The organism is Kushneria sp. EE4, assembly GCF_977968315.1.
In genome coordinates this window covers 924182-949175 of the sequence record NZ_OZ386212.1, presented here as the reverse complement: position 1 = coordinate 949175, position 24994 = coordinate 924182, and the positions used below count along the sequence as shown (strand labels likewise).

At 60.7% G+C, this 24994-nt stretch carries 22 protein-coding genes; 9 read left to right on the top strand and 13 right to left on the bottom strand.

Annotated elements, in window-relative coordinates:
* Positions 1 to 26: 26 nt before the first annotated feature.
* The 5 genes from ACXMYO_RS04285 to ACXMYO_RS04265 form a co-directional block, all read right to left on the bottom strand.
* Entirely contained in the window at positions 27 to 521 is a 495-nt protein-coding gene (locus ACXMYO_RS04285) for a tripartite tricarboxylate transporter TctB family protein (RefSeq protein WP_457807914.1), read from the bottom strand.
* 90 nt (positions 522 to 611) lie between these two features.
* Positions 612 to 1556: a Bug family tripartite tricarboxylate transporter substrate binding protein gene (locus ACXMYO_RS04280; protein WP_457807913.1), complete on the bottom strand. Its 945-nt coding sequence runs from the start codon at positions 1554 to 1556 to the stop codon at positions 612 to 614.
* A 28-nt stretch (positions 1557 to 1584) separates the two neighbouring features.
* A complete protein-coding gene (locus ACXMYO_RS04275; protein ID WP_457807912.1) occupies positions 1585 to 2928 on the bottom strand; it encodes an enolase C-terminal domain-like protein in 1344 nt (447 codons plus the stop codon).
* 374 nt (positions 2929 to 3302) lie between these two features.
* Complete coding sequence (locus tag ACXMYO_RS04270; protein ID WP_457807911.1) at positions 3303 to 4100, bottom strand: NAD-dependent epimerase/dehydratase family protein; 798 nt, start codon at positions 4098 to 4100, stop codon at positions 3303 to 3305.
* A gap of 112 nt (positions 4101 to 4212) precedes the next feature.
* A complete protein-coding gene (locus ACXMYO_RS04265) occupies positions 4213 to 5211 on the bottom strand; it encodes a TRAP transporter substrate-binding protein (protein WP_438767089.1) in 999 nt (332 codons plus the stop codon).
* A 156-nt stretch (positions 5212 to 5367) separates the two neighbouring features.
* Between ACXMYO_RS04265 and ACXMYO_RS04260 the strand changes: the two genes are divergently transcribed.
* Genes ACXMYO_RS04260 through ACXMYO_RS04250 form a run of 3 tightly spaced genes read left to right on the top strand, consistent with a single transcriptional unit; the run spans position 5368 to position 9581 of the window.
* Positions 5368 to 5910, top strand: coding sequence for a TRAP transporter small permease (locus ACXMYO_RS04260; protein ID WP_457807910.1), 543 nt, complete (start codon positions 5368 to 5370; stop codon positions 5908 to 5910).
* Positions 5900 to 7195 (top strand): TRAP transporter large permease, encoded by a 1296-nt coding sequence (locus ACXMYO_RS04255; RefSeq protein WP_457807909.1) that lies wholly within the window; start codon positions 5900 to 5902, stop codon positions 7193 to 7195. Before ACXMYO_RS04260 ends, ACXMYO_RS04255 begins: the two co-directional genes overlap by 11 nt.
* A gap of 10 nt (positions 7196 to 7205) precedes the next feature.
* Positions 7206 to 9581 (top strand): TIM-barrel domain-containing protein, encoded by a 2376-nt coding sequence (locus tag ACXMYO_RS04250; protein ID WP_457807908.1) that lies wholly within the window; start codon positions 7206 to 7208, stop codon positions 9579 to 9581.
* A gap of 92 nt (positions 9582 to 9673) precedes the next feature.
* Here the strand turns inward: ACXMYO_RS04250 and ACXMYO_RS04245 are convergent, their stop codons facing one another.
* The 7 genes from ACXMYO_RS04245 to ACXMYO_RS04215 form a co-directional block, all read right to left on the bottom strand.
* The gene (locus tag ACXMYO_RS04245) at positions 9674 to 10954 is read right to left on the bottom strand and encodes a TRAP transporter large permease (RefSeq protein ID WP_457807907.1); all 1281 of its coding nucleotides are present in this window, start codon (positions 10952 to 10954) and stop codon (positions 9674 to 9676) included.
* A 5-nt stretch (positions 10955 to 10959) separates the two neighbouring features.
* Positions 10960 to 11493 carry a TRAP transporter small permease gene (locus ACXMYO_RS04240; RefSeq protein ID WP_457807906.1) on the bottom strand — a complete coding sequence of 178 codons (534 nt, stop codon included), beginning with the start codon at positions 11491 to 11493 and terminating at the stop codon, positions 10960 to 10962.
* A 73-nt stretch (positions 11494 to 11566) separates the two neighbouring features.
* Positions 11567 to 12565, bottom strand: coding sequence for a TRAP transporter substrate-binding protein (locus tag ACXMYO_RS04235; protein WP_438767077.1), 999 nt, complete (start codon positions 12563 to 12565; stop codon positions 11567 to 11569).
* Positions 12566 to 12903: 338 nt separating this feature from the next.
* On the bottom strand, positions 12904 to 13062 hold the full coding sequence (locus tag ACXMYO_RS04230) for a YqaE/Pmp3 family membrane protein (RefSeq protein WP_457807905.1): 159 nt from the start codon (positions 13060 to 13062) through the stop codon (positions 12904 to 12906).
* A 273-nt stretch (positions 13063 to 13335) separates the two neighbouring features.
* Complete coding sequence (epsC, locus tag ACXMYO_RS04225) at positions 13336 to 14274, bottom strand: serine O-acetyltransferase EpsC (RefSeq protein WP_457807904.1); 939 nt, start codon at positions 14272 to 14274, stop codon at positions 13336 to 13338.
* 214 nt (positions 14275 to 14488) lie between these two features.
* Positions 14489 to 16813, bottom strand: coding sequence for an ATP-dependent DNA helicase (locus ACXMYO_RS04220; RefSeq protein WP_457809472.1), 2325 nt, complete (start codon positions 16811 to 16813; stop codon positions 14489 to 14491).
* 14 nt (positions 16814 to 16827) lie between these two features.
* Positions 16828 to 18549 carry a VRR-NUC domain-containing protein gene (locus ACXMYO_RS04215; RefSeq protein ID WP_457807903.1) on the bottom strand — a complete coding sequence of 574 codons (1722 nt, stop codon included), beginning with the start codon at positions 18547 to 18549 and terminating at the stop codon, positions 16828 to 16830.
* A 277-nt stretch (positions 18550 to 18826) separates the two neighbouring features.
* Between ACXMYO_RS04215 and ACXMYO_RS04210 the strand changes: the two genes are divergently transcribed.
* A complete protein-coding gene (locus tag ACXMYO_RS04210) occupies positions 18827 to 19078 on the top strand; it encodes a CsbD family protein (RefSeq protein WP_438767069.1) in 252 nt (83 codons plus the stop codon).
* 225 nt (positions 19079 to 19303) lie between these two features.
* Here ACXMYO_RS04210 and hda read toward each other — a convergent pair whose 3' ends face one another.
* Complete coding sequence (gene hda / locus ACXMYO_RS04205) at positions 19304 to 20005, bottom strand: DnaA regulatory inactivator Hda (RefSeq protein ID WP_438767067.1); 702 nt, start codon at positions 20003 to 20005, stop codon at positions 19304 to 19306.
* A gap of 204 nt (positions 20006 to 20209) precedes the next feature.
* Between hda and purM the strand changes: the two genes are divergently transcribed.
* The 5 genes from purM to ACXMYO_RS04180 all read left to right on the top strand — a co-directional run bounded on the left by purM (position 20210) and on the right by ACXMYO_RS04180 (position 24951).
* The gene (gene purM / locus ACXMYO_RS04200) at positions 20210 to 21277 is read left to right on the top strand and encodes a phosphoribosylformylglycinamidine cyclo-ligase (protein WP_438767065.1); all 1068 of its coding nucleotides are present in this window, start codon (positions 20210 to 20212) and stop codon (positions 21275 to 21277) included.
* A 16-nt stretch (positions 21278 to 21293) separates the two neighbouring features.
* Complete coding sequence (purN, locus tag ACXMYO_RS04195; RefSeq protein WP_457807902.1) at positions 21294 to 22010, top strand: phosphoribosylglycinamide formyltransferase; 717 nt, start codon at positions 21294 to 21296, stop codon at positions 22008 to 22010.
* 287 nt (positions 22011 to 22297) lie between these two features.
* On the top strand, positions 22298 to 23494 hold the full coding sequence (locus ACXMYO_RS04190; RefSeq protein WP_438767061.1) for a Na/Pi symporter: 1197 nt from the start codon (positions 22298 to 22300) through the stop codon (positions 23492 to 23494).
* A gap of 4 nt (positions 23495 to 23498) precedes the next feature.
* A complete protein-coding gene (locus ACXMYO_RS04185) occupies positions 23499 to 23732 on the top strand; it encodes a hypothetical protein (protein WP_438767059.1) in 234 nt (77 codons plus the stop codon).
* A 139-nt stretch (positions 23733 to 23871) separates the two neighbouring features.
* On the top strand, positions 23872 to 24951 hold the full coding sequence (locus tag ACXMYO_RS04180; RefSeq protein ID WP_438767057.1) for an aldo/keto reductase: 1080 nt from the start codon (positions 23872 to 23874) through the stop codon (positions 24949 to 24951).
* Positions 24952 to 24994 lie beyond the last annotated feature (43 nt).

The window sequence follows — 24994 nt, the reverse complement described above, 5'->3', positions numbered from 1 at the left end:
CCAGGGGTCATGCCGCGCCCTCAATGTCAGGCAGGTAGCGGAATTTCAAACAGCTCGGTAAACACATAAAAGATGACAACGGACAGTATCCCGGCGAAGGCCACCGCCCCGGCCAGGCTTTTGGCGCGACCGGCGGGCGTCATGTCACGCCAGGTGCCGCCTGTCAGCAGTAGCCCGACGACACACAAAAACGTAAAGATCGCCGTGCTGAGGATATAGCCAAGCCTTTCAAAGATGAGGATATAGACCAGTGCCAGCGCCACGATCAAAAGCCACTGCGCCACACCGCGCGAAGAACCGGTGCGCCTGCCGGCATCGGCTGTCTGCCATTCGCGAAAATCCTTGATCAGACACGGCACGGCAAACAAAAAGACCAGCGCCGAGATCAGCATGGGAAAAAACGCCGGCGACAGGTCGCCGACGATCTCGATGTCGGGCAAAGTCGTCGAGACAGCAAAGGCAGCGATTGATGCGATCACCAGCAGCAGATCAAACAGCGGCTTGCCGATATCACGTTGCATGTTCATGGCTCCATCACTGAAGGCACAGGCGCCCACCGTCGCCTGCCCCGAATTGGCACGCCGCCCTCGAAAGGCGGCGCACCGAACGCCTTACTTCGCCAGATCACCCGCGGCTTCACGCATGACGTCTGCCGAGTCGTCGATAAAGCTGTCGAGCTCGTCACCGTAGAGCGGCGCAAGCTGCGTACCGAGGTTTTCGGCCGTTTCCTCGTAGGAGCCATCGGCCACGATCTGCTGAAGGGCCTCGACCCACTGCTGCTCGACCTCCTCGGGGATGCCCTTCGGCGCTGCGATACCGCGCCATACCGTCAGCGTCAGGTCATAGCCCGACTCCTGAAAGGTCGGCACGTCAGGCAGCGAATCACTGCGCTCGGCGTAGCTCATGGCCAGCGCCGTCAGTCGACCGGAGGCCAGCGCCGAGCGCAGCTCCGAGCCGCCCAGCACCACCGCGTCCACGTGGTTGCCCATGGCTGCCGAGATCGTCTCCGACCCGCCGGGATAAGGGATGATGTTGAAGTTCGCGCCGGTGCGGTTTTGCATGGCCACCGCGGCAATGTGCGCCGAAGAGCCAACGCCTGACACGCCGACCCTGACGCGATTGCCTTGTTTTGACGCCTCGATCAGACCGGCCAGATCCTGATACTTGTCGTTGTCACCCACCGCGATCACGTAGGGCTCTTCGATGACCTTGGCGATGAAGTCGAAATCATCATGGGTAAAGGCGACGTTGCCCATGGCTTCCAGTGTGAGCATGGCGTTGCTGGCCGCCAGCATGGTGTAGCCGTCGGGCCTTGAAGCGGCCACTCTTGAGGTACCGACTGCACCGCCCCCGCCGGCGATATTGCGAATGACCAGATCCTGACCCAGCTGCTTTTCAAGCAGCGGCTGCAAGGCGCGCACGAAGGTGTCGTTACCGCCCCCGGCGGAAAACGGCACGATCATGTCGACACTTTTGGTGGGATAGTCGGCCGCCATTGCGGGGCCGGCCAGCACCATGGTGGCTGCGACCGTCAGCGTACTCAGTAATCTTTTCATGATTGTTTTCCTTGTATTGAAACAGTCTCTAGCGCACCAGTGCCGGGCGCTTCGGGTCGAACGTCCAGCCATCAATCAGATACTGCATGGCCATGGCGTCGTTGCGCGCGCCGGCCGGCAGGGCACGATAAAGTGCGTTGGCCTTGTCGATTGCCTCCATGTCGAGCTCGATGCCCAGACCCGGCGCGTCGGTGACGGCCACGTGGCCATCGATGATCTCGGGGGATTCACGAGTCAGGCGGGCATCGCCTTCCTGCCAGATCCAGTGGGTATCCAGCGCGGTGACCGATCCCACGGCCGCCGCGCCGACCTGAGCGAACATGGCCAGCGAAATATCGAAGTGATTGTTGGAGTGTGAGCCCCAGGTCATGCCGTGGTCGGCGCAGAGCTGCGATACACGCACGGCGCCGGAAAGCGTCCAGAAGTGCGGATCGGCCAACGGAATGTCCACGCTGCGCAGCATCAGGGCGTGCGCCATCTCCCGCCAGTTGGTGGCAACCATATTGGTCGCGACCGGCAGCCCGGTGGCGTGGCGGAATTCGGCGAGAATCTCGCGACCGGAAAAGCCCTCTTCGGCGCCACAGGGATCTTCGGCGTAGGCGAGCACGCCGTGAAGGTCTTTGCAAAGCGTAATGGCCTCCTGCAGGGACCAGGCGCCATTGGGGTCGATGGTGGTACGCGCCTCGGGAAAGGCTTTCGACAGCGCCGTGACGGCCTCGATCTCCTGCTCACCGGGCAGCACACCGCCCTTGAGCTTGAAGTCGCGAAAGCCGTAGCGGTCCTGTGCAGCCTGCGCCAGCTCCACGACACGCTCTGGCGTCATGGCCGCCCTGTCGCGCTGGCGATACCACTCATGCGACTGGTCAGGCGTTGACTGGCGGTAATCCAGCGGCGTCTGCTCGCCGTCACCGACAAAAAAGAGATAACCCAGCACCTCGACGCGGTCACGGCGTTTGCCCTCGCCCAGCAGTTCGGCCACCGGCACGCCCAGATGCTGGCCCATCAGGTCCAGCAGCGCGGCCTCAAGCGCCGCCACGGCATTGACGCGCAGCTCAAAGGTCCAGGCGCCCTTGCCGAAATCGTTGAAATCGGCGCGCTGACCGCTGGCCGCCAGCGTCGAGACCATCGAGCGCAGCCGACCCAGCGACTGGCCTTCAACGACCTGGCGGGCCTGTTCCAGCGAGCGCTGAATGGTCTCGCCGCCCGGCGCTTCGCCGACGCCCGTTCGCCCGGCACTGTCTTCCAGAATCAGAATATTGCGCGTGAAAAAGGGAGAGTGCGCGCCGCCCACGTTAAGCAGCATGCTGTCGCGCCCGGCCACGGGAATGACCCGCATGGATACGATGGTGGGTGTCTCGGTATGTGGCGCCATGGCAGTCCCCTGGTGGCTGAAGGTTCGCGGGTGGTCACCGTTGTGACACACGCCGTCACGACCACCTCATGAAGAGGGCCATGGGGGGTGTGCCGCGTTCTGAAACACGTCGTATGGCGTCGGCTTCAGATGGCTTCAATCAACGGATGCGGGCAACCAGGGTGTCATACATCATACTTTTGAAACTACGCGACCTTGGTCCATTGAACTTTGGACATAAAGGTTCAGGACCCGCCACAGGCGCCGCGGGCCGGCCCGCCGACAGGCGAAAGCGTTGAAAGGATCGACTGCGCAGGCAGGCCGAACACACAACGCGGGTCCCCAGATGCTCATGGGGACTCGACGTCGTCAGGACATCTCAGGCGGGCGCTATCTCAATCGTCAGGGTGGCCGGTCGCGGCGAATTTGCCGCCCTGATAGACCACCGTGGGGTCGTCAGGGTCAATCTCGCCGGCAGCAGCCTCGGTCTCCGCGCGCCAGGGCTCGGAGCTGTCCTTTGGCACCCAGCCCAGAAACGAGGACTTGCGGTTGTCCCACCAGCCTTCATTGTTGTTTGAGACGCCATAGATCACCGTACAGCCCAGCTTCGGCGCCACGAACGCCCGCTCCAGCAGCGCCACAAAGTCTTCCACGCTCATCCAGGTGGCGAGCATTCGGGTGTCGGCCGGTTTGGGAAAGCACGAACCGATCCGCACGTTGAGCGTTTCGACGTTGAACTTGTGGTAGTAGAGACTGGCAAGGTCCTCGCCGAAGCATTTGGAGACCCCGTAGAGCGAATCGGGCCGGCGCGGCGAGTCGGTATCAATGTGTGTCGTGCGCGGATAGTAGCCGATGGTGTGGTTGGAGCTGGCAAAGACAACCCGCGGGCGGCCGTGATGACGAGCCGCTTCGTAAAGGTTATAGGTGCCGATGATGTTGGCCTGAAGGATATCCTGCCAGGGCTTTTCGACCGAGATGCCGCCCAGATGCACGATGCCATCACAGTCGCGCACCAGCTCGCTGACGGCGGCGGCATCGGAGAGTTCGCAGCGCACGATCTCTTCGTGATCGCCCTCCTTTTCCATCTCGACGATATCGGACAGTCGCACCTGGCGGGCCAGACGTGACAGATAGGGACGAAGGGCCTGCCCCAGCCCGCCGGCGGCGCCGGTCACAAGAAGACGATTGAGCACGGTATTCTCCTTTGAGAGGTCAATGGTACGGCAACCGGCATCATTACCGGTCTTACACGTGACACTGCAGCGCCCGCCCCGCCTGCCGGGCATCCCTTGCAAAATACATGGTCTATGTCGACAGCCGCTCGATGGCCTGAATCATTTTTCCGGACTGCGCCGACTGCGCGGCGATGTCGTCACGAAGCGGTCGGGTTTTCTCGGCAAAAAGCGCCTGATCGACCTGAATGAATTCAACGCCCATGTCCCGGCCTGCCGTGATCACTGCCTGTTCGCTCGCCCTTTCCCACGCCTGCTTTTGAAACAGCATCGACTCGTGGGCGGCCTGATAGAGTGCGTCGCGCTGGGTGCTCGACAAACGTTCAAGCGTTTGTGATGAGATCACCAGCATGTCGGGCACCCGCGTGTGTTCATCGAGGGTGAAAAATTTGGCGACTTCACCATGGTTGGCCGTTACCAGCGCCGTGGGGTTGTTCTCGGCGCCGTCAACAACGCCCTGCTGCAGCGCGGTGTAGAGATCGCCGAAATCCAGCGGCGTCGGACTGGCCCCCAGCAGCTGCGTCATGGCAATGGCTGTGGCGCTGGGCTGGACCCGAATCTTCATATTGTAGAGATCTTTCGGGGTATGAATCGCACGTGTGGCATAAAAGCTGCGCGCCCCGGAGTCATAAAAGGTGACGCCCTCAAAGCCCCGGCGGCGCGAGGCCTGAAAGAGTTCGCGGCCGATATCGCCGGTCAACGCCTGGTAAAAGTGATCACGACTGGTAAACAGGTAGGGAACGTTGAGCACCGAAAACACGGGATCGAAGGCTTCCAGCTCGCTGGCATTGGTCTTGGCCATGTCGAGGATGCCGCGCTGCACGAGCTCGACGGATTCGCGCTGGGTGCCCAGCTGCGCGCCGGGGTAGATGCGCAGGCTCACCGCACCATCGGTCAGCTCGACAAGGCGCTCCCCCATCATGGTCATGGCCTTGTGCACGGAGTGATCGGTGGTGAGATTGTGGCTCAATCGCAGCTCCTGCGCCCCTGACCGCGCCGCCCGGGAGGCCATTGCCGGTCCCAGAAGCAGTGCTCCGGCCGTCAGCGTGCAGAATTTACGACGATTGATCACGCGGCCGGACTCCTCAGCAGTACCAAAATTTTTGAAAGCTAATCAGCCCTTTGCGATGACGTCAAAGCGACCAATGTCCAGGTTGATGGGCCCTTCGAATCCCGACATGCTGGCCGGAATTTTTTCAGGTCATACATCATACAAGGAGAAAGCGTGATGCCCTCGCCGCAAGGGTTGTTTCTCGCACTCAACCGGGTGTCCTCCTTGCTTGATCGCATTCTGGGCGCGATGTTGATCGGTCTTTTCTTCGTGCTGGTTGCCGTGGTCGTCATTCAGGTCGGCAGCCGCTATCTCACCGACTCCCCCACCACCGCCACCGATGAAATGGCCCGCTTCGCCCTGATCTGGCTGGGGCTTCTGGGGGCGGCCTACGCCTCGGGCAGGATGCGCCATCTTTCCATCGATCTGCTGCCCGAAGCGCTTGCCTGGCCTGCCAGGCGATGGCTTTTGTTCTTCCTTCAGCTGCTGGTGCTCTTCTTTGCCGGCTACATCATGCTCTACGGCGGCACAAGCCTTGTCATGACAACGCTTTCGAGTGCGCAGACCACGCCTGTTCTGGGCTGGTACATGGGCTGGATCTATCTGGCCCTGCCGCTGTCCGGCGCCTTTATCGTCTTTCATGCCTGCCTGCAGATGCTGCATCTTGTCTTTTCAGAAAACGCGCCGAACCAGAAGGGAGATGACCGTCATGGTGATTGAAGCCGCCCTTTTGTTCGGGACGTTTTTCGTTTTGATGATGCTGGGTCTGCCCATTATCTATGCCATTGGCCTGGCCTCACTGGCCACGCTGTGCACCGCCTTTTCACTGGATACCAGCGCCTATGTGGTGGCACAGCGCATGCTGGCAGGGCTCGACAGCTTTACACTCTTGGCAATTCCCTTTTTCATTCTGGCCGGCAGCCTGATGAACCACGGCGGCATTGCCATTCGCCTGATTGATTTGGCAAGGTTGATCGTGGGGCGTCTGCCGGGCGGTCTGGCGCACTGCAATGTGGTGGCCAACATGCTCTTTGGTTCCATTTCCGGGTCGGCCGTGGCCTCCTGCGCCGCCGTCGGCAGCGTCATGACGCCGCTGCAAAAGCGCGAGGGCTATGAGCCCGGCTACGCCGCCGCCGTCAATATCGCCTCCAGCCCGGCCGGGCTTCTCATCCCGCCCAGCTCCACCTTTATCGTCTACTCACTGGTCTCCGGCGGCACATCCATTGCCGCGCTGTTTGTGGCCGGCTATCTGCCCGGCCTTTTAATGGGCCTGGGGCTGATGGTGGTGGCCGGGGTGATCGCCAAACGCCGCGGCTACCCGACCTCACCCCGCCCTTCCGGGCGGGATGTCGTGACCACGCTATTGCACGCCATACCCTCGGTGCTTTTGATGGTGATCGTGATCGGCGGCATCATTACGGGTGTTTTCACCGCGACCGAGGCTTCGGCCATCGCCGTGGTCTACACGCTGATACTGACCATGGTCGTCTACCGTACCGTCACCTTTCGCACTCTGCCGAGCATCGTGCTGGATGCGGCCATGACCACGGCAATCGTGCTGCCGCTGATTGCCGTATCCGGCGCCATGTCCTGGTCGATGTCGCTTGAAAACATTCCCCAACAGCTTTCCGAACTGCTGCTGGGCCTTTCCGACAATCCGCTGGTCATTTTGCTTTTGATCAACCTGGTGATTTTGTGTATCGGCATGTTCATGGATATCACCCCGGCGCTTTTGATCTTCACACCGATCTTTTTGCCGATTGTCACCCAGTTCGGCATGGACCCCGTCCATTTCGGCGTGGTGCTGACCTTCAATCTGTGTATCGGGATCTGCACCCCGCCTGTGGGAAGCGCGCTTTTTGTGGGAAGCTCCATTGCTGGCGTCCCGATCAGCAGCGTCGTTCGACCGCTGCTGCCGATGTTTTTGATGCTGCTGGCGCTGCTTTTGTTGATTACCTACATCCCTCAGATCAGCCTTTTTTTGCCCAACCTGCTCTTGAATTAACGAGGTCACCATGCGCTTTCTTTCCGACTGGTCACTTCACGAGGTTATGGAAGATCGCCTCGTGCTGGAGACCGGCGACCGCCATATGGTCATTTTCCCGCTGGCAGCCGATATCGTCCGGGTCTTCGTCTACCGCCCCGAACAGCCGCGACCGGCATATACCTGGTCGATCGACCCGCAGGGTGATCTGCTCAGAGAGGGGCGCCATCGTCTGGCAAGCGACGGATTTGAAACCCCGCAGTGGCACTGGGAAGAAACCACGGATGGACTGGTCATCGAGATGGATCATCTGCGCCTGACCGTCCACCGGCCCCTGCGGCTGGAGTGGTCGATTCGCCATCAGGGCCAATGGATCAGCCTGGCCCGGGACCGGCCCACCGGCGGCATCGCCGTGTCCCGTCATGGCCAGGGCGTTGAGCACTACATGACCCGCGACAGCGGAGAGCGCTATTACGGGCTGGGCGAAAAAAGCGGTGATCTGGAGCGCTCCGGACGGCGCTTTGAAATGCGAACGCTGGATGCCATGGGCTACCGCGCCGATCGCACCGACCCGCTCTACAAGCACATTCCCTTTACCATTACCCGCACGCCCGAAGGTCTGTCCTACGGTATTTTCTACGACAACCTCTCCACGTCGCGTTTTGATCTGGGCAACGAGCTCGACAACTATCATCCGCCCTATCGCGCGTTTCGCGCCGAGGACGGTGATCTCGACATGTGGTTTCTGTTCGGCCCCGCCATTGTCGATGTGGTCAAACAATTCACTCGACTCACCGGCGGGGTGGCCTTCGGCCCGAAGTGGTCGCTGGGCTATTCGGGCTCGACCATGCACTACACCGACGCCCCCAATGCCCTGGAGCGACTTGGCGAGTTTGTTGATCTGTGCCAGCATCACAATATTCCCTGCGACTCGTTTCAGCTCTCCTCGGGGTACTCGTCGATCGGTGCCAAGCGCTACGTCTTTACCTGGAACCGGGACAAGGTGCCATCGCCCGAGACCATGGTGAAACGCTTCCACGACGCCGGAATGCGGGTGATTGCCAACATCAAGCCCTGCCTGCTGACGGACCACCCGGCCTATGATGAAGCCGCCGAGAAGGGCCTTTTTGTCGCCGACTCCGATACCGGAACGCCTGAAATCTCGCCCTTCTGGGACGCCGATGGCTCTCATCTGGACTTCACCAACCCGGCCACCCAGCAGTGGTGGCAGGACAACCTTCAAAAGCAGCTGCTTGAGCTCGGTGTGGACAGCAGCTGGAATGACAACAACGAGTTCCAGATCATCGATGAGCAGGCGCGGCTGGAAGGCTTTGGCACGCCGCTGACGGCTTCGGTCGGCAAGCCGGTGCTGTCGCTTTTGATGGTGCGGGCCTCTCATGACGCCCAGGCCCGCCACGCGCCGGACAAACGCCCCTTTCTGATCACGCGCTCGGGCGGGCCGGGGCTGCAGCGCTACGCCCAGACCTGGACCGGTGACAACCGCACCGAATGGCCCACGCTGCGCTACAACCAGCGCATGGGCCTGGGCATGGCCCTGAGCGGCATTTCCAACATCGGCCATGATGTCGGCGGCTTTGCCGGCCCGCGCCCGGATGCCGAGCTGTTCATTCGCTGGGTGCAAAACGGCGTCATGCATCCACGCTTTACCATCCACTCATGGAACGATGACGGCACGGTCAACGAGCCCTGGATGTATCCGGAGGCCGTGGACGCCGTGCGTCAGGCCATCGAGCTGCGCTATCGCCTGCTCCCCTACCTCTATACGCTGCTGTGGCAGGCCCATGTCGATCACGAGCCGATGATCCGCCCGACCCTTCTGGATCATGAGCACGACGCGCAGACGTTTGCAGAAAACGATGAATTCCTGCTCGGTCGTGACCTGCTGGTCGCCACGGTCATGGAGCCGGACGCCCGTGAACGAACACTCTATCTGCCGGACAACGGCGAGGGCTGGTACACCTTCGAGGGGGATAAACACTTTGCGCCCGGCACAACCGTCACGGTGGATGCGCCGCTGGAACACATACCGCTTTTCGTCCGGGCCGGCAGCGTCATCCCCGTCTCCGACCGAATCGCCCATGTCGATGCCGAACGCGACACGGCCCGCGCACTGCGACTCTATCCCTTTATCCGACAGGGCCAGCGCACCGTCACGATCTTTGAGGACGACGGCGAAAGCCATCTCGATCAGGGCCCCGGCACGCTGGTCATGACGCTGGAACTGGCCTGTAACGAAAAGACCATTCACCTGAACTGGCAAATGCAGGGTCGCTACCGCCCCGCCCATGACAGTCTGCGCATCGAGCTGCCCACCGATGACCGGCGCGTGCTGTTCGTCAATGGCCAGCAGGTCACCGCGGGAGATTCGGTAGCGCTCGAGCCCTGATCACATCGGCATGACGAAAAACGTTTAAAAAAAGAGGCTTTTCAAAAGCCTCTTTTTTATCGTCGCGGTTTTATGGTCAAGGCATTAAAGGGCTATTCGATCAGGCCCGGCAGCCACATGGAGACCATGGGGACGTAGGTCACCAGCATCAGCACGGCAAACAGCGCCAGATAAAACGGCCAGATGGTGCGCACGGCCTGTTCCATCTTGATCTTGCCGATGACGCTGCCCACGAACAGACAGGCCCCGACCGGCGGGGTGCAAAGCCCCATCCCCAGGTTGATCATCATGACGACGCCAAACTGTATCGGGTCCATGCCGAACTGCATGGCGATCGGCAAAAAGATCGGCGTGCAGATCAAAATCAGCGCCGCCATGTCCATGATCATGCCCAGCCCCAGCAGGGTCACGTTGAGCATCAAAAGAATCACGAGCGGGTTATCGGAGATATCCAGCAACAGATCGGTCAGAAGCTCCGGCACGCTGTAAAGCGCCAGCAGATAGGAGAACGCCGAGGCACAGCCGACCAGAATCATCACCAGCGAGGTGGTGCGCACCGACTGATAGACCGCCTTTTTGAAGTTCTTCCAGCGCAGTTCACGATAGACCAGCGCCGTGACCACGATGGCGTAGATGGCGCCAAACGCCCCTGATTCGGTGACAGTCAGAATACCAGAGAGCACCCCGCCGACAATGATGATCGCTGTCATCAGCCCCGGCAGCGCTGCCACCAGACTGATCAACAGTACCCGCCAGCCCGGGAAGGTCTCGGCGGGATAACCCCGCTTGACGGCCACCACATAGGCCGCCACGGCAAGTGCCACACACATCAAAATGCCCGGCACGACACCGGCCATGAACAGCTGGGTCACCGAGATGCCGCCGCCGGCTGCGACAGCGTAGAGGATCATGTTGTGGCTGGGGGGAATGACCACGCCGGCAATCGAGGAGGTCACCGTAACGTTGACGGCGTAATCGGCGTCGTAGCCTTTCTCCTTCATGACCGGAATCAGGATCGAGCCCAGCGCCGAGGTATCGGCCACAGCCGAACCGGAAATCCCGCCAAAAAGCATTGAAGAGCTGACGTTGACCAGCCCCAGACCACCGCGCACACGCCCTACGGCGGCAGAGGCCAGCCGCACCAGTCGGTCGGAAATGCCGCCGTGAAGCATCAGCTCGCCGGCGAAGATGAAAAACGGGATCGCCAGCAGCGAAAATACCGAAATACCCGAGAGAATGCGCTGAAAGCCGACAAACAGCGGCAGCCCCTCATAGAGAAAGGTCACAACGGCGGCCAGTCCCACGGCAAAGGCCACCGGTGCGCCGATGACCAGCCCGATAAAGAACACGCCAAACAGGATCATCAGGCCCATTGCATTTACATCCTTGTTTTATGGGTAAGACGCTCGACGATGTTGGCGCCGGCAAACAGAACCATCAACGCACCGCAGATGGCCAGCGGCGCCGCCCGCCAGCTCTCGGACAGCCCGATCATGGGAATCGCCCGGGTGGTGTTGTCCAGCACCAGGTTGGTGCCCTGCCAGGCCATGAACACGCCAAAGACGAGAACAAAAAGATCGGCGAGATAACACATGATCGCTCTGGGAATCGCCGGCAGGGCCTCGCGCACCATATCGATGCTCAGGTGCGTGTTATGGCGCACCCCGGCGGCGGCGCCGAGACAGGTGATATACACCACGATTAAAAGCGAGGACTGCTCGACCCAGGTCGGCGTGTTGTTGAGCACGTAGCGGCCATAGACCAGCCAGCCAAACGAGACGATCAGAAACACCAGCAGCGTGCCGGAAACCACGATGCACAGATGGGCCAGCCCATCGAGCAGGCGCCCGGCAACACCCCGATTCGGGTGGTCCTCGGGGATGTCTTCGATCTGGTCGGTAGAACTATTCATGGCAGGGAAGCTCCCGGACACGCCTCACCCCCGTCATCGTCGGGAGTGAGCCGCGCCCTTCGCGGTTGTTGTTTTACTGAGCGTTGCGAATATCGTTGAGCAGGGGCTCAAGATCGGGATGTTGTTCGATGAAAGCCGCGTAGATCGGTTCCATCCTTTCCTGGAAGGCCGGCTTGTCCACCTCGTTGATCTCGACACCGGCGGCGATGACCTCATCGCGGCTCTTTTTGGAGCCTTCCGCCCAGAGCTGACGCTGCAGCGTTGCGGCATCAAGAGCGGCCTGACGCACGATGCCCTGATCTTCCTCGGAGAGTTTGTCCCAGCTTCTTTTGGCGATACATACGCACTCGGGCAGAATCAGGTGCTCGGTCTCGGAGAAATATTTCGCGACCTCGTCATGACCGCTGGACTCAAAGGAGGGGAAGTTGTTTTCGGCACCGTCAAGCACGCCGGTCTTGAGCGACTGATACACCTCGCCATACGCCATGGGCGTGGCGTTGCCGCCCAGTGCATTGATCATCTCCACGTAGAGGTCGTTGTTCATGACACGCACCTTGAGCCCCTGCATGTCATCAGGCTCGTTGATGGGGCGTTTGGTGTTGTAGACACTACGCGAGCCCGAATCGAACCAGGACAGCGCTACCAGATTTTTTCGCTCCAGCGCCTCGGCAAAGCGTTCGCCGATCTCGCCGTCCATGACGTGGTGCATGGCGTCGATGTCCTTGAACAGAAACGGCAGCGACAGCACGTTGGTTTCCGGCACGATCGGACCCATCGGGCCCATATTGAAGTTGGCAAAATTCAGCGCGCCGCTGCGGGTCTGCTCGATGGCATCGGGCTGATCTCCCAGTACGCCGTTATGAAAGATCTTGGCATTGACGCGACCGTCGGTTTTCTCGGTCACATCCTTGACGAAGCTATCGAGCGCTTCACTGTTGGGATAGCCCGGCGGATGAACGTTCCAGCCCCGCCAGTTATCGGCCTGGGCCGGCAGTGTCATGCCGGCCAGAATGCCGGCCACGGCTGCGGCCTGAAGACAGCGGACAGGACTCAGGGACAATCTGATCGACATGGCATGCGCTCCTTGCAATGAGTAAACAAGCATTTCGCGAACAGCGTTGTTCCCGACACGCTGGGCAGAAGGCAGCCATGTCAAATGAGGGGAAACAGGTTGCCGGCAGTCCGGGAAAAACGGCCGGGGGAACGGCATGGCTGGGATCAAATTTGTCATACATCATATCTACTCCACCACTATACGATGTGTCATTGAACCTTGTATGTAGAACATACACCTTGACTTTATAGGCCAATATGTTAGCGCTATCATTTTCTTTTTGGCCCATAAAAAAGGGAAAGCCCTTACGGGCCTTCCCTTTTTAAATCAACATTTTGTTGAAACGCAGGCCGATTTTAACGGCGCGCGATGATCCAGATGGCGTGGATAATACCGGGGATGTAGCCCAGCAGGGTCAGCAAAATGTTGACCCAGAACTGAATCCCTAGTCCTACCTGAAGAAAAACGCCTACCGGCGGCAGCAAAATGGCAAAAATAATCCTGACGATATCCATATCCCAACCTCACTTCATTTGTGAAAAGTGTTATTACAACGCCTGCGTGACGGGCCATCAGGGGTGTCACCGGCGCGACATCCTGCTGCCGTGACCGGTACAAACATGAGGGCTGGCGGAACCAAAGCCAAGCCCCGGACCGCAACACTCTGAAATGACACCCGTTTGTACACCCGCACCCTGTTCGTTCGGAAAGGACGCAAGTGTAGATGCTGGCGCCCGATTATGCGATTGCCCCCGGCCTTTCACGTCGTAGAGACTCGCAGAGACATCTTAGCAGGGGGATTTCTGCAGACTGGCCTGGGAGACGTTGCTGTGCGGCTCAACGCTTCGAGTCAGCCAGACGTTGCCGCCAATGATCGAGTCATGCCCGATGGTGACACGACCGAGAATCGTGGCACCGGCATAGATGACCACATCGTTTTCAACGATCGGATGGCGGGCGTGACCCTTTTCAAGCTGACCGTTCTCATCGGCCGGAAAGCGCTTGGCGCCCAGCGTGACCGCCTGATAAATCCGTACCCGATCGCCGATGATGGCGGTTTCGCCGATGACCACACCCGTGCCGTGATCGATGAAAAAGCCCGAGCCGATGCTGGCGCCGGGATGAATATCGATACCCGTGGCCGAATGCGCCGCCTCGGACACCATGCGCGCCAGCAGCGGCGCACCGGTCGAGTAGAGCTGATGGGCCAGCCGGTGATAGATGATGGCGGTGATGCCCGGATAGCACAAAAGGACTTCATCGACGCTGTGCGCTGCCGGGTCGCCGCGGTAGGCCGCCATGATGTCGATATCCAGCCAGTGGCGAATGGTGGGCAGCATGGCGCCAAAATCACGCACGATGGCAATGGCCTGATCGGAGTGGTCCCTGGGCGTTTCACCGCGACGCATGGCGGTATGGTCCAGTTCGAGCACGACCTGATCGAGCAGCGCATTGAGCGCGGCATCCAGCGTGTAGCCGATAAAGTAGTCTTCGCTGTGATGGCGAAGGTTGGAAGGTCCCAGACGCATGGGGAATACGGCCCCGATCACGGCCTCGACCACCTCGTTGATGATCTCGCGTGATGGCAGACTGCGCCCGCCGGACTCGTTGGTCCGTCCATGATCGGCGCGCCACTGCTCGCGTGCCCCTCGAAGCTCATGCACCACGCTATCGAGCTGCCAGTCGATGGCGTGATCCGCCTTGCTGTAATGGTTCAATCGTGCCATGTGAGTATCCCGGAGTGCCGACGACACCGCAGGCCGGTAACCGGCGATGTGTCATGTCATGAATCGATATGGGGTTGAGCGTAGCGCAGTCGCCTCGCCACGGCCTGCCGGTTTGATCATCGTTTTGTTGAAGGCACGGGCCGCCAATCGATTCGAAAAAAACAGTGTGTTCTCAAGTGGGCCCTGAGACGGCCCTTTTCAATGATGCTCTGCCCTATCCAGCAACGTCAGTCGGTCGATCAGACGACGGCGGTGCCCACCAGCCCGGCAGCAGGGCCTGAATCTCGCCACGCTGGAAACGATCATCGATGAGATGAATGACGCCCCGGTCCTCGGGTGAGCGAATCACGCGACCGGCGGCCTGGACCACCCGTGTCATGCCCGGATAGAGATAGGCATAGCGGTAGCCATCGCCGAACAGTGTCTCCATGCGGGCCTTCATCTGCTCATTGACCGGGTTGAACTGCGCAAGACCCAGCGTGGCCACAAAGGCGCCGATCAACCGTTCGCCGGGCAGATCGATGCCCTCGCCGAAAATCCCGCCCAGCACGGCAAAGCCGATGCCCTGCCCTGCCAGCGTGAAGCGCGCCAGAAAGGCGTCCCGCTCGGGCTCCGACATGCGTCGCGCCTGTGCCCACTGCGGCACGTCAGGTGCGTGTTCGGCCAGCGTCTCGCTGACCCGCTCGAGATAGTCAAAGCTGCTGAAAAAGGCCAGATAGTTGCCGGGGCGCCGGCGAAACTGACGCGCCATCAGCTCGGCAATGGGCGCAAGGGACGCCCCCCGGTCGCGATAGCGCGTGGAAATATGCCCGGCCAGATGCACCTCGAGCTGCCCGGCAGTAAAGGGCGAGGCCATCTCGAGCCAGGGCGTCGAGGCCTCAAGCCCGAGCTGGTCGCGGTAGTAGCCGGCCGGCGACAACGTCGCCGAGAACAGGATGACGGCGTGGGCCGCCTCGAAGCGCGCAGCCAGCAGTGGTGCCGGCACCACATTGCGCAGTGACAGCGTGGCGCTTTTGCCGCGGCGTTCGATATCAAAGAGATAGTGGTCAGGGTCGCATTCACCGGCGAGTTCGGCGATGCGCACGATCTGCATGGCATCAAACCAGGCCTCCAGCAGCGCGCTTTCAAGACCGATGGGCGTCTCGACCATCATGTCCCCCACGGCCGTGACGAACTGCGACAGCGCGTTGAAAAGCTTGCGCGGCGGTGTTTCCAGGCAGATATAGTCGCCGTCATGGTCCCGCAGCAGTGCCTTCCACTGCCGCCAGAGTCGGTCCAGCGCCCGCTTGAGTGCCGCCGGGGCGTCACGCCGGGCCGCGGCAAAGCGACCCTGATCAAATGCGGCGCCATACATGGCCCGCCCGCGCTCGACGAGATTGTGGGCCTCATCAACGAGCACGCTCACCCGCCACTGATGCTGCCGCGCCAGGGCGTAGAGCATGGCGCTGGTGTCGAACCAGTAATTGACGTCGCCGATCACCACATCGCACCAGTGCGCCATCTCCTGACCAAGATAGTAGGGGCAAACACGGTGAGATAGAGCGACGTCCCGGAGCCCGGCATGATCCAGCCAGCCTCGTGCGACCGCGGCCTGTCGCGCCTCGGGTAAACGATCGTAAAAGCCATTGGCCAGCGGGCAGCTATCGCCATGGCAGGCAAGCTCCGGATGCTCGCAGGCCCTGTCACGTGCGATCAGCTCCAGCGTTCGCACCGCCGGGCCGTCTCCCGTTTCAGCGGCATCCGCCATGCCCAGCGTGGTCAGGGCTTCCAGCGCCAGCCGGCGCCCCGTAGTGCGCGCGGTAAGAAAAAACAGTCGATCAAGCTGCTGGCCCGGCATGGCCTTGAGCGCCGGAAACAGGGTGCCCAGCGTCTTGCCGATGCCGGTGGGCGCCTGCAGCATCAGATCGCGCCGGGTGCTGATCGCCTTGTAAACGCTTTCGGCCAATGCGCGCTGTCCGGGTCGAAAATCGGCATGAGGAAATGCAAGCTGCGTCAGCCGCTGCGCGCGCGCCGCCTCGTGGGCAAGCTCCTGCTCGGCCCAGTCGATGAAACGCTCGCACTGCGCGATAAAAAACGCCTCCAGCGTGTGGCGGTCCATGGTCTCCGTCAGCACGGTTTCACGCTGCTGCTCGATATCGAAATAGACCAGCGCGACTTCCAGGCGCTCAAGGTCGCGCTGACGACACATCAGCGCGGCATAGACCTTCGCCTGCGCCCAGTGAAGCGCGCGCTGATTGGCCGGCATGGCCTCGATATCGCCTCGGCGGGTCTTGACCTCCTCCAGCCGCTGGCGCACCGGATCATAGCCATCGGCACGGCCCCGCACGACCAGCGCGCCATACCGGCCCTCAAGCGTGACTTCATGCTCGTAGTGCTCGCCGCGGCGCGCGACCACTACCTGATGGCCGGCAATCCCCTGCTGCGCGGTGGGCGCGGGCGTAAATCGGAGATCCAGATCGCCGGTGCGCGCGGTAAACTCACACAGCGCGCGCACCGCCACGCGATAGCGCGGCGTCTCGACATCGCTCGACGGCGTCATCACATGGTCTGCGCTCACGGCGCGCCCTCATCGCTGTTCCAGCGCACATGACAGACCGCGACCGGCATGTCATGGCGGGCGCAAAAGGCAATCCAGCGCTTTTGATTGTCCTGCAGCCGGTCGCCCGGCCCCTTGACCTCGATCATCTCATAGCGTGGTACACCCTCGGGCGCCTGCGGGTAGAAGCGAATGAGATCGGGCATGCCGGCGCGATTGGCGCGGATATCGGTCAACAGCCGCTCAAACCAGGCGCGCAGATGCTCGGGCGGCAGGCACTCGAGCGCCAGTGTCAAAAGCTCATCATTGAGCGCCCCCCAGTGCACGAAAGGTGACTGGATGCCCCTTTTGTCCTGGTAGCGCTGCACGATGGTCTCGCGCCAGCTGCCCTCTTCCAGACGGGCCAGACAGCGTTGAAAGGACTGTTCACGCTGAGGGTAGAACTCCGGACGCATCAGATCGGCCGGCCCGCTCTGAAATGGATGAAAAAACGCCCCCGGCCGCGGCGCGAAGATGGCCTCCCAGCACAGCAGCCCAAAGAGCGCGTTGATCAGCGTATTTTCGACATAAAAGGCCGGGGCCTCTACCGAGTCAAGGTGCTCGCGAACGCTGCGTTCCACGGACCCGCTGCGGGGCAGGGTCAGGTCATAACGCCTGACGGATGCCTGCGCCTCACTCGTCGGCTTGTCCATGCCCAGCGCGCGATGCAGCCTTGGCTGAATGCGCGCCGCCTGCTGGCGCTCGGCCTCGCTGGTCGGCGCCTGTTGCGCCGCCGTGCACAGGGTCAGCGCCTGGTGATGTTCACCGAGACGCTCCAGCACCCGAATGCGTCGAATGCGCGCCTCGCCGTGACCGCTGTGGCCATAAAGCTCGGCGGCCCGTGCCAGTTCCCCCTGACGCTCGCAGTGGCGGGCAATGGCGTAGATGACTCGCCCCCGGCGCGCCTCCAGCCAGACGCTGTCCTCCAGGCGTGATGGCAGGCCCGCCAGCACCTCATCAACGTTACAGCCGGCCTCGAAGCGCTCACGGCACTCGTGAATCTGCCAGTAGCGCTCGATATCCTCCCGGCGCTGAAAGGCCCGGGAGTCCGGTGTAAACGGGACCACTTCAAAACGGTAGACCCCCTGATCCGCCAGCACGAACTCGGAAAACTGCTGGCGCAGGTTGCCAAAAAACATCAGCCGCAGGCGCTCGCAGACCGGCATGATGGTCAAACGGACAACGTCGGCCACCATGGCCCGGCCGGTCGCCGTCGCCCACGCCGTTGGTGTCAACGCCTGATCAAACGTTGGCGCCAGCGTCTCTTTCAGCACCGCCTTGCGGTCGCGCGGCCTGGGCAGGTAATCACCAAACAGGGCGATCAGCTCGTCACGCGTGAAAAGATCAAAAAGGCGATCCAGGGTCAGACAGGGGCCACTGTCGACCAGACCCTGCTCGATCAGCGGTGCCAGTGCCGCCTCGATGTCGCCGATCTCGTCGTAGTTGAGCCGATCGATGCGAAAATGCTCGCCCTTGCGCATGACCATGCGCACCAAAAGCGCTTTCGAGGCCACGGGCAGGCCCTGAAAGCACGCGATAAAATCACGCTCATCCTCATCAAGCAGATCGTCGTAGCGCTCGCTCACCCAGGTCAGAACGTTTTCAAAATTGACCAGGTAATAGCGCGGGTCGTTGAGCGAATCCGCAACGGTCAAAAGCGGCGCATCATGGGGCGCTGTGCAGGCAGGGATACTGTTCATGCATCCATATTATCAGCGTGACGAGACCGGTGGCGAGAGATGTGACAGCTTGCTGACTTGCCATTTACGTCGCTGACGCTTCTACCTCTGCGGCTACCTGCTGGCCCCCTGATATCTGCGAAGCTGGCCGTGACGTATCGCTCCGGGATCAGCCTGCTGCACTTTCTTCACGTGACAATTTTGTTGTGCCGAAATGAAGATAATCCTGGCGTAACCGCCAACATGAGATAGATTTAAGAAAGTACAGAATTTATTCACCCATCGGAGCCAGGACACCATGTTCAAGAACCAGATCGAAGGCGAAACCAAAAACGCAGTAGGCAAGGCGCAGGAAGCCTATGGTGACTTTACCGATGACAACGAGCACCGCTCCGAAGGCAAGCTGCGCAGCGCCGCAGGTCAGGTACAGTCCCAGTACGGCGAAGCCGTCGACAGCGCTCGTGAGTTCACGGTCAAGCAGCCGGTTGGCGCACTGGCCATCGCTGCAACCGTTGGCTTTGTTCTGGGCGCACTGATCACGCGTCGCTGATCCCTGCCCGCCAGACAGCGTTATAAAAGACCGGCCTGTAAAAGGCCGGTTTTTTTATGCCTGCATATCAGGCAGGTGTTGAAAACAGGAGCCGGGGCATACCGCAGACAATAAAAAACCGCCCGGGGAAGTGGGCGGTGAACAGGAAACCAGAAGTGATGGTTTCCAGTATAGGTTGTCTCATCGGAACCGCCAGTTTTCCCTGACAGCTCTCGACATTCGTCGTTACCAGTCAAGCGCCTGCTTGACGAAGGGAATGGTCAGCCGACGCTGCGCTGAAAGTGAAGCGCGATCAAGACGGGTCAGTAGCGCCAGCATGTCACCCAGCCGGCGCGGCCCGCGATGCAGCAGATATCGAGCGACTTCATCGGGGAGCTGCATGCCGCGCTGGTGCGCGCGCAGCCGCAGCACTTCCAATCGGTCCTGATCGCTGAGCGGCTGCAGATGAAAGGTCATGCCCCACCCCAGCCGTGAGGCCAGATCCGGCAACACTACGGGCATTGCACGGGGGGAAGCCTGGGCGGCAATCACCAGGCGACAGCTGGCATCCCTCAGACGATTGAAGCAGTGAAAAAGTGCCTCTTCCCAGCGCTTGCGGCCTATCACGCGTTCGAGATCGTCAATGGCGACCAGATCCAGCGCCTCGAGATCCTCAAGCATGTGTGGCGGAAAGTGCCCCAGGTCATCGAGCGGCAGATACAGCGCTCTGGCGCCGCGATCGCTCGCCTCCAGACAGGCGGCCTGAAGCAGATGGGTGCGCCCGCTGCCGGAGGCGCCCCACAGATAGATGAACTGCTCGCCGCCGTCATCGAGCTGATGGCGCAGATGGGTGACAAGGCTTGCATTGGCACCGGGCCAGAAGCTGGCAAACGTGGCGTCATCACGCACACCAACACCTAGCGGAAGCTGTAGGGTATCCGGACTCATTACGGCGTCCATGCTCAAGACAAGGGGAACAGCAGCCACATTATCATGAACCCGATGATTCGGGGCAGCCTGTTGATATCTGCCCCGCCGGGCCCTGCAGTTGCGATGCGATCCACCATGGCCGATGGTACAATGCTGCCCTTCTTGATTATCGCTCTGGCCCCGGCCGGAACCCCGTCTCATTTTCAGTGACAGGACCCCAACATGACCGAGCCTTCGTCTCGTGACTCCCTCTCCTACAAGGATGCCGGTGTTGATATCGACGCCGGCAATGCGCTGGTCGAACGCATCAAGCATGTCGCCAAAAGTACAATGCGACCGGAAGTGATGGGCGGGCTCGGCGGTTTTGGCGCGCTGTGTCAGCTCCCCAGCGGCTATCGCGAGCCGGTGCTGGTATCGGGCACCGACGGCGTCGGCACCAAGCTGAGACTGGCCATGGATCTGGGACGTCACGACACCATCGGTATCGATCTGGTCGCCATGTGTGTCAATGACCTGGTCGTCGCCGGCGCCGAACCACTGTTCTTTCTCGACTACTACGCCACCGGCAAGCTCAACGTCGAGATGGCCGCCGATGTGGTCACGGGCATCGGCGAGGGATGTCGTCAGGCCGGGTGCGCTCTGGTGGGCGGCGAGACGGCGGAAATGCCGGGCATGTATGAAGGCTCCGACTACGATCTGGCAGGCTTTTGCGTCGGCATCGTCGAGAAATCGGAAATTCTGGATGGCTCCAGGGTCGGCGAAAGTGACGTGGTCCTGGGCCTGGCCTCCAGCGGCCCGCACTCCAATGGCTACTCGCTGATTCGTCGCGTGCTCGAGCGCAGCGGCGCCAAACCCGATACACCGCTGGAAGATGGTCAGACCCTGCGCGAGGCGCTGATGGCCCCGACCCGCATCTACGTTAAATCGCTGCTGGCCATGCTTCATGACAGCGATATTGCCGTACATGCCCTCTCCCACATTACCGGGGGCGGCCTGCTCGAAAACATTCCGCGCGTACTGCCGGAGCACACCAGTGTCCATCTCGATGCTCAGGCCTGGCCCCGTCCGGCTGTTTTTGACTGGCTGCAGCGTGAAGGCAATATCGACGAAACCGAGATGCACCGCGTGCTCAACTGCGGCATCGGCATGGTCGTGGTCGTGCCCGCGACACAGGCCGAGCAGGCCGAGACCTTTCTGGAGAGTACAGGGGAAACCGTGTACCGGCTGGGGTATGTCAGCCGCTCGGAAGAGACACAGCCAGGCGTTGTGCTTGACAACGCACGTCAGTAATTGAGCAGGAATCTCCATGTCCGATAACGAAACCGTCGAGCAGGATCATCAGTTCGAACGGCCCGACCGTCAGCGGCTGGTTGTCCTGATTTCGGGAAGCGGCAGCAATCTGCAGGCGCTGATCGATGCCGAAGCCCATGACGAGCTGGGCGGCGAAATTGCGGCCGTCGTCTCCAACCGCGGCGATGCCTACGGTCTGGTGCGTGCCCGTGAAGCGGGCATTCCGGCCGTGGTACTGCCCCATCACGAATACGAGTCGCGAGACGCCTTTGATGCAGCACTGGTCAAGGTCATCGATCGACATGCGCCGGATCTGATCGTGCTGGCGGGCTTTATGCGCATTCTGACGCCGGCATTTGTGCAGCGCTATCACGGCCGAATGCTCAATATTCACCCGTCGCTTCTGCCGGCCTATCGTGGTCTGAACACGCACGAGCGGGCGCTTGCCGACGGTGTAAAGGAGCATGGCGCCAGCGTTCACTTCGTCACCGACGAGCTGGATGGTGGCCCTGTCGTGGTCCAGGCCGCGGTCAGTGTGGCCCCCGATGATGATGAAGCGGCGCTGGCCGAGCGGGTGCTTACCCGCGAACACGTCATCTATCCCATGACAGTGCGCTGGTTCATGCAGGGACGTCTTAAACTGACGCAGGATGGTCCGAGACTTGATAGCCACCCGCTGCCTGCAGGCGGGCTGCGTCTATCACCCGATGATGTCACCGAAGAAGACTTTTAAACCCTGCCTCTTTCTGTCCGACGATCGCCGGCCCGGGCCGGCGATCCTTCTTTATAGACGCCATTACCCGCCTCTTTTGACCCGCCTGTCGAATGCCTGCCCCGTGCGATCAACATGTCTTTTGCAGGGCCACAACAGCCATGCCCTGAGCAATAAAAGTATCGGATACAAGGCAAGCACGGTCATTTTTTAAATCGCTCGTCACGTCACTGTCATCGGTTGTCGGTCAAGCTGGTCAGGCTGAATCAAGACACGAGGACGGCCGACTTCCTGGCGAGGAATACACGATGACTGAAGCAACGAAGGGCATGGCCGATCAGGCCACTGACTATCATGATGCAGACCGCCATGATGAAAATGTTCAACACGGCGGGCGCACGAGACGGTGGCTCACGCTCTTTTTATTGATCTACTGTCTCATCTGCGCCGTTTCGGTCATTGGCGATGGCTTTAAAACGGCCACGGGCGGTCACGCCGAACAGCTTTTCAACTTTGCTACCAATCCCTTTGTTGGCCTGATGGTGGGCATTATGGCCACCTCGTTGATTCAGTCCTCCTCGACGGTGACCTCCATCATCGTGGCCATGGTGGCCGGCGGACTGCCGGTTGCAATCGCGGTACCGATGGTCATGGGCGCCAATATCGGTACCACCATGACCAACACGCTGGTAAGCCTGGGGCACGTGCGCAACAAGGAGGAATTCCAGCGCGCGTTTGCTGCCGCCACCGTGCACGATTTCTTCAATTTCCTGGCAGTCATCATTTTGCTGCCGCTGGAGATTCTCTTTAGCCCTCTGGAGCGTCTGGCCGAACAGGCCGCCGTGATCTTTTACGGCGATGCCGACCTGTCCATCGATAACGCCAATCTGATCGGTATGGCAACCGATCCCGTCACCGGCACGGTAGAGCGCCTTGTTTCCACACTGCCGAACGTTTTGAGCGGTATCGTGATGATCGCGCTGGGAATCGCGGCGATCTTTCTGTCCATTCGCTATATCGGCAAGCTTCTAAAGGGCCTGATGGTCGGGCGCGCCAAACGCATCATGAACAACGCCATTGGTCGAGGGCCGGTCAGCGGCGTCACTTCCGGGGCACTTGTCACTCTGCTGGTACAGTCATCCTCGACCACCACCAGCCTGATGGTGCCACTTGCGGGATCAGGGACCTTTTCACTGAAACAGATCTATCCTTTCACGATCGGCAGCAACATCGGCACTACCTTTACTGCGCTGCTGGCCGCCACGGCCATCAGCGGCGCCAATGCCACACTGGCGCTGGAAATTGCGCTGGTCCATTTGTTCTTCAATCTTTTTGCCATGCTCATTATTGGCGGCCTGCCGTTTTTAAGGCTGCTGCCTGTCAAGGGCGCACTGAGACTGGGAGAGCTGGCCGCCGAGCGAAAAGCGCTGGCCGCGGCCTGGGTTCTGGGCGCCTTCATTGCGCTACCTGCCACACTGATTGCCATCACCGCTGTCACAGGATAAGGCCATGAGCATCGAACATCGCATCGAGACCACGTCAACGGCCGAGCTCGAGGCCATGCTGAATGACTCCGCCGAGCTGATAAAGGAAATCCGGGCTGAACTGGTCACGCGGGAAGCCCAGAAACGCGAGCTCGAATCGGTGGATACCCTGATTCACGAGGCACGGCCCAGACTTCAGGAGATTCGAGGCTTTTTCGCCCTGGTGCTTGATGAGCTGCGCGAGCGTCGCAGCGAGTAGCCGGAGACCGGCCCTTGAATCGTTGGGCGCTTTCCTGCGAATCGGCGCTTTCCGACTTGTTGGCTCGATATGATCTGCCAGGATTGTGGCTCGACCGATGATCCGGTCGGTCTGGTCTGGAAAACAGGGAAGCTTTCACATGAAATATCGTCCGCTTGGCAACTCCGGTCTGCTGGTGTCTGAAATCGTGCTGGGTACCGTGCCCTTCGGTGGCAGCGGCGGCTTTGAAAAAGCGGCCAGCGTCGACGTTGACGGTGCACGCCGCCAGTTCGACATGGCACTCGATGCCGGCGTCAATCTGATCGATACGGCAGATCTCTACTCCATGGGAGAAGCCGAAGAGCTGGTGGGTCGCGCACTTGGCGACAAGCGCAATGACATCATTCTCGCTTCCAAGGCGAGAAGCCCGATGGGCAACAACCCCAACCACAGCGGGTTCTCACGCTATCATCTGATCAACGCCTGCGAAGCCAGCCTCAAGCGGCTGGGTACGGATCGAATCGATCTTTATCAGATGCATAACTGGGATGGCGTGACGCCCGTCGAAGAGATGCTTTATGCCCTCGACCATCTGATTCAAAGCGGCAAGATTCGCTACTATGGCACCTCCAATTTCACCGGCTGGCAGATGATGAAGACCATCGGCAAGGCCGAACTGCATAATCTGGCCCAGCCGATCAGCCAGCAGATCTACTACACACCCGAGGCGCGCGAGGCCGAATATGAGCTGATGCCGCTGGCCATCGACCAGAATATGGGCACGCTGGTCTGGGGACCGCTGGGAGAAGGTGTCTTCAACGGCAAGCTGCGTCGCGGTCAGAAAGCGCCGGAAGGCACGCGTCAGGGCAACGGCTGGCCCGAGCCCTATATTCATGACATGGAGCGCGCCTATGACATCATCGAGCTGCTGGCCGAGATCGGTGAGAAGCATAACGCCTCGATTCCCCGTACCTGCCTTGCCTGGCTCAAGGATCGTCCGGGCGTGACCTCACTCATCATCGGGGCGCGCAGTGAAGAGCATCTCAAGGATGATCTGGCCGCCGCCGAAATGACGCTTGATCAGGACGATATCGATCGCATCGAAGCGGCCACCCGTCCGGCGCCGCAGTATCCGTACTGGCATCGTGTGGTGGCCGGCATGGATCGTATCGACAAGGCAGAAAAGCCCTTTATCGATAACTACCGCAAGACCATCGAAAATCGCAGCGACCAGCGCTAATGGTCAGCCTCATCGACTCATGAGCGCAAAAAGGCCCATCCAC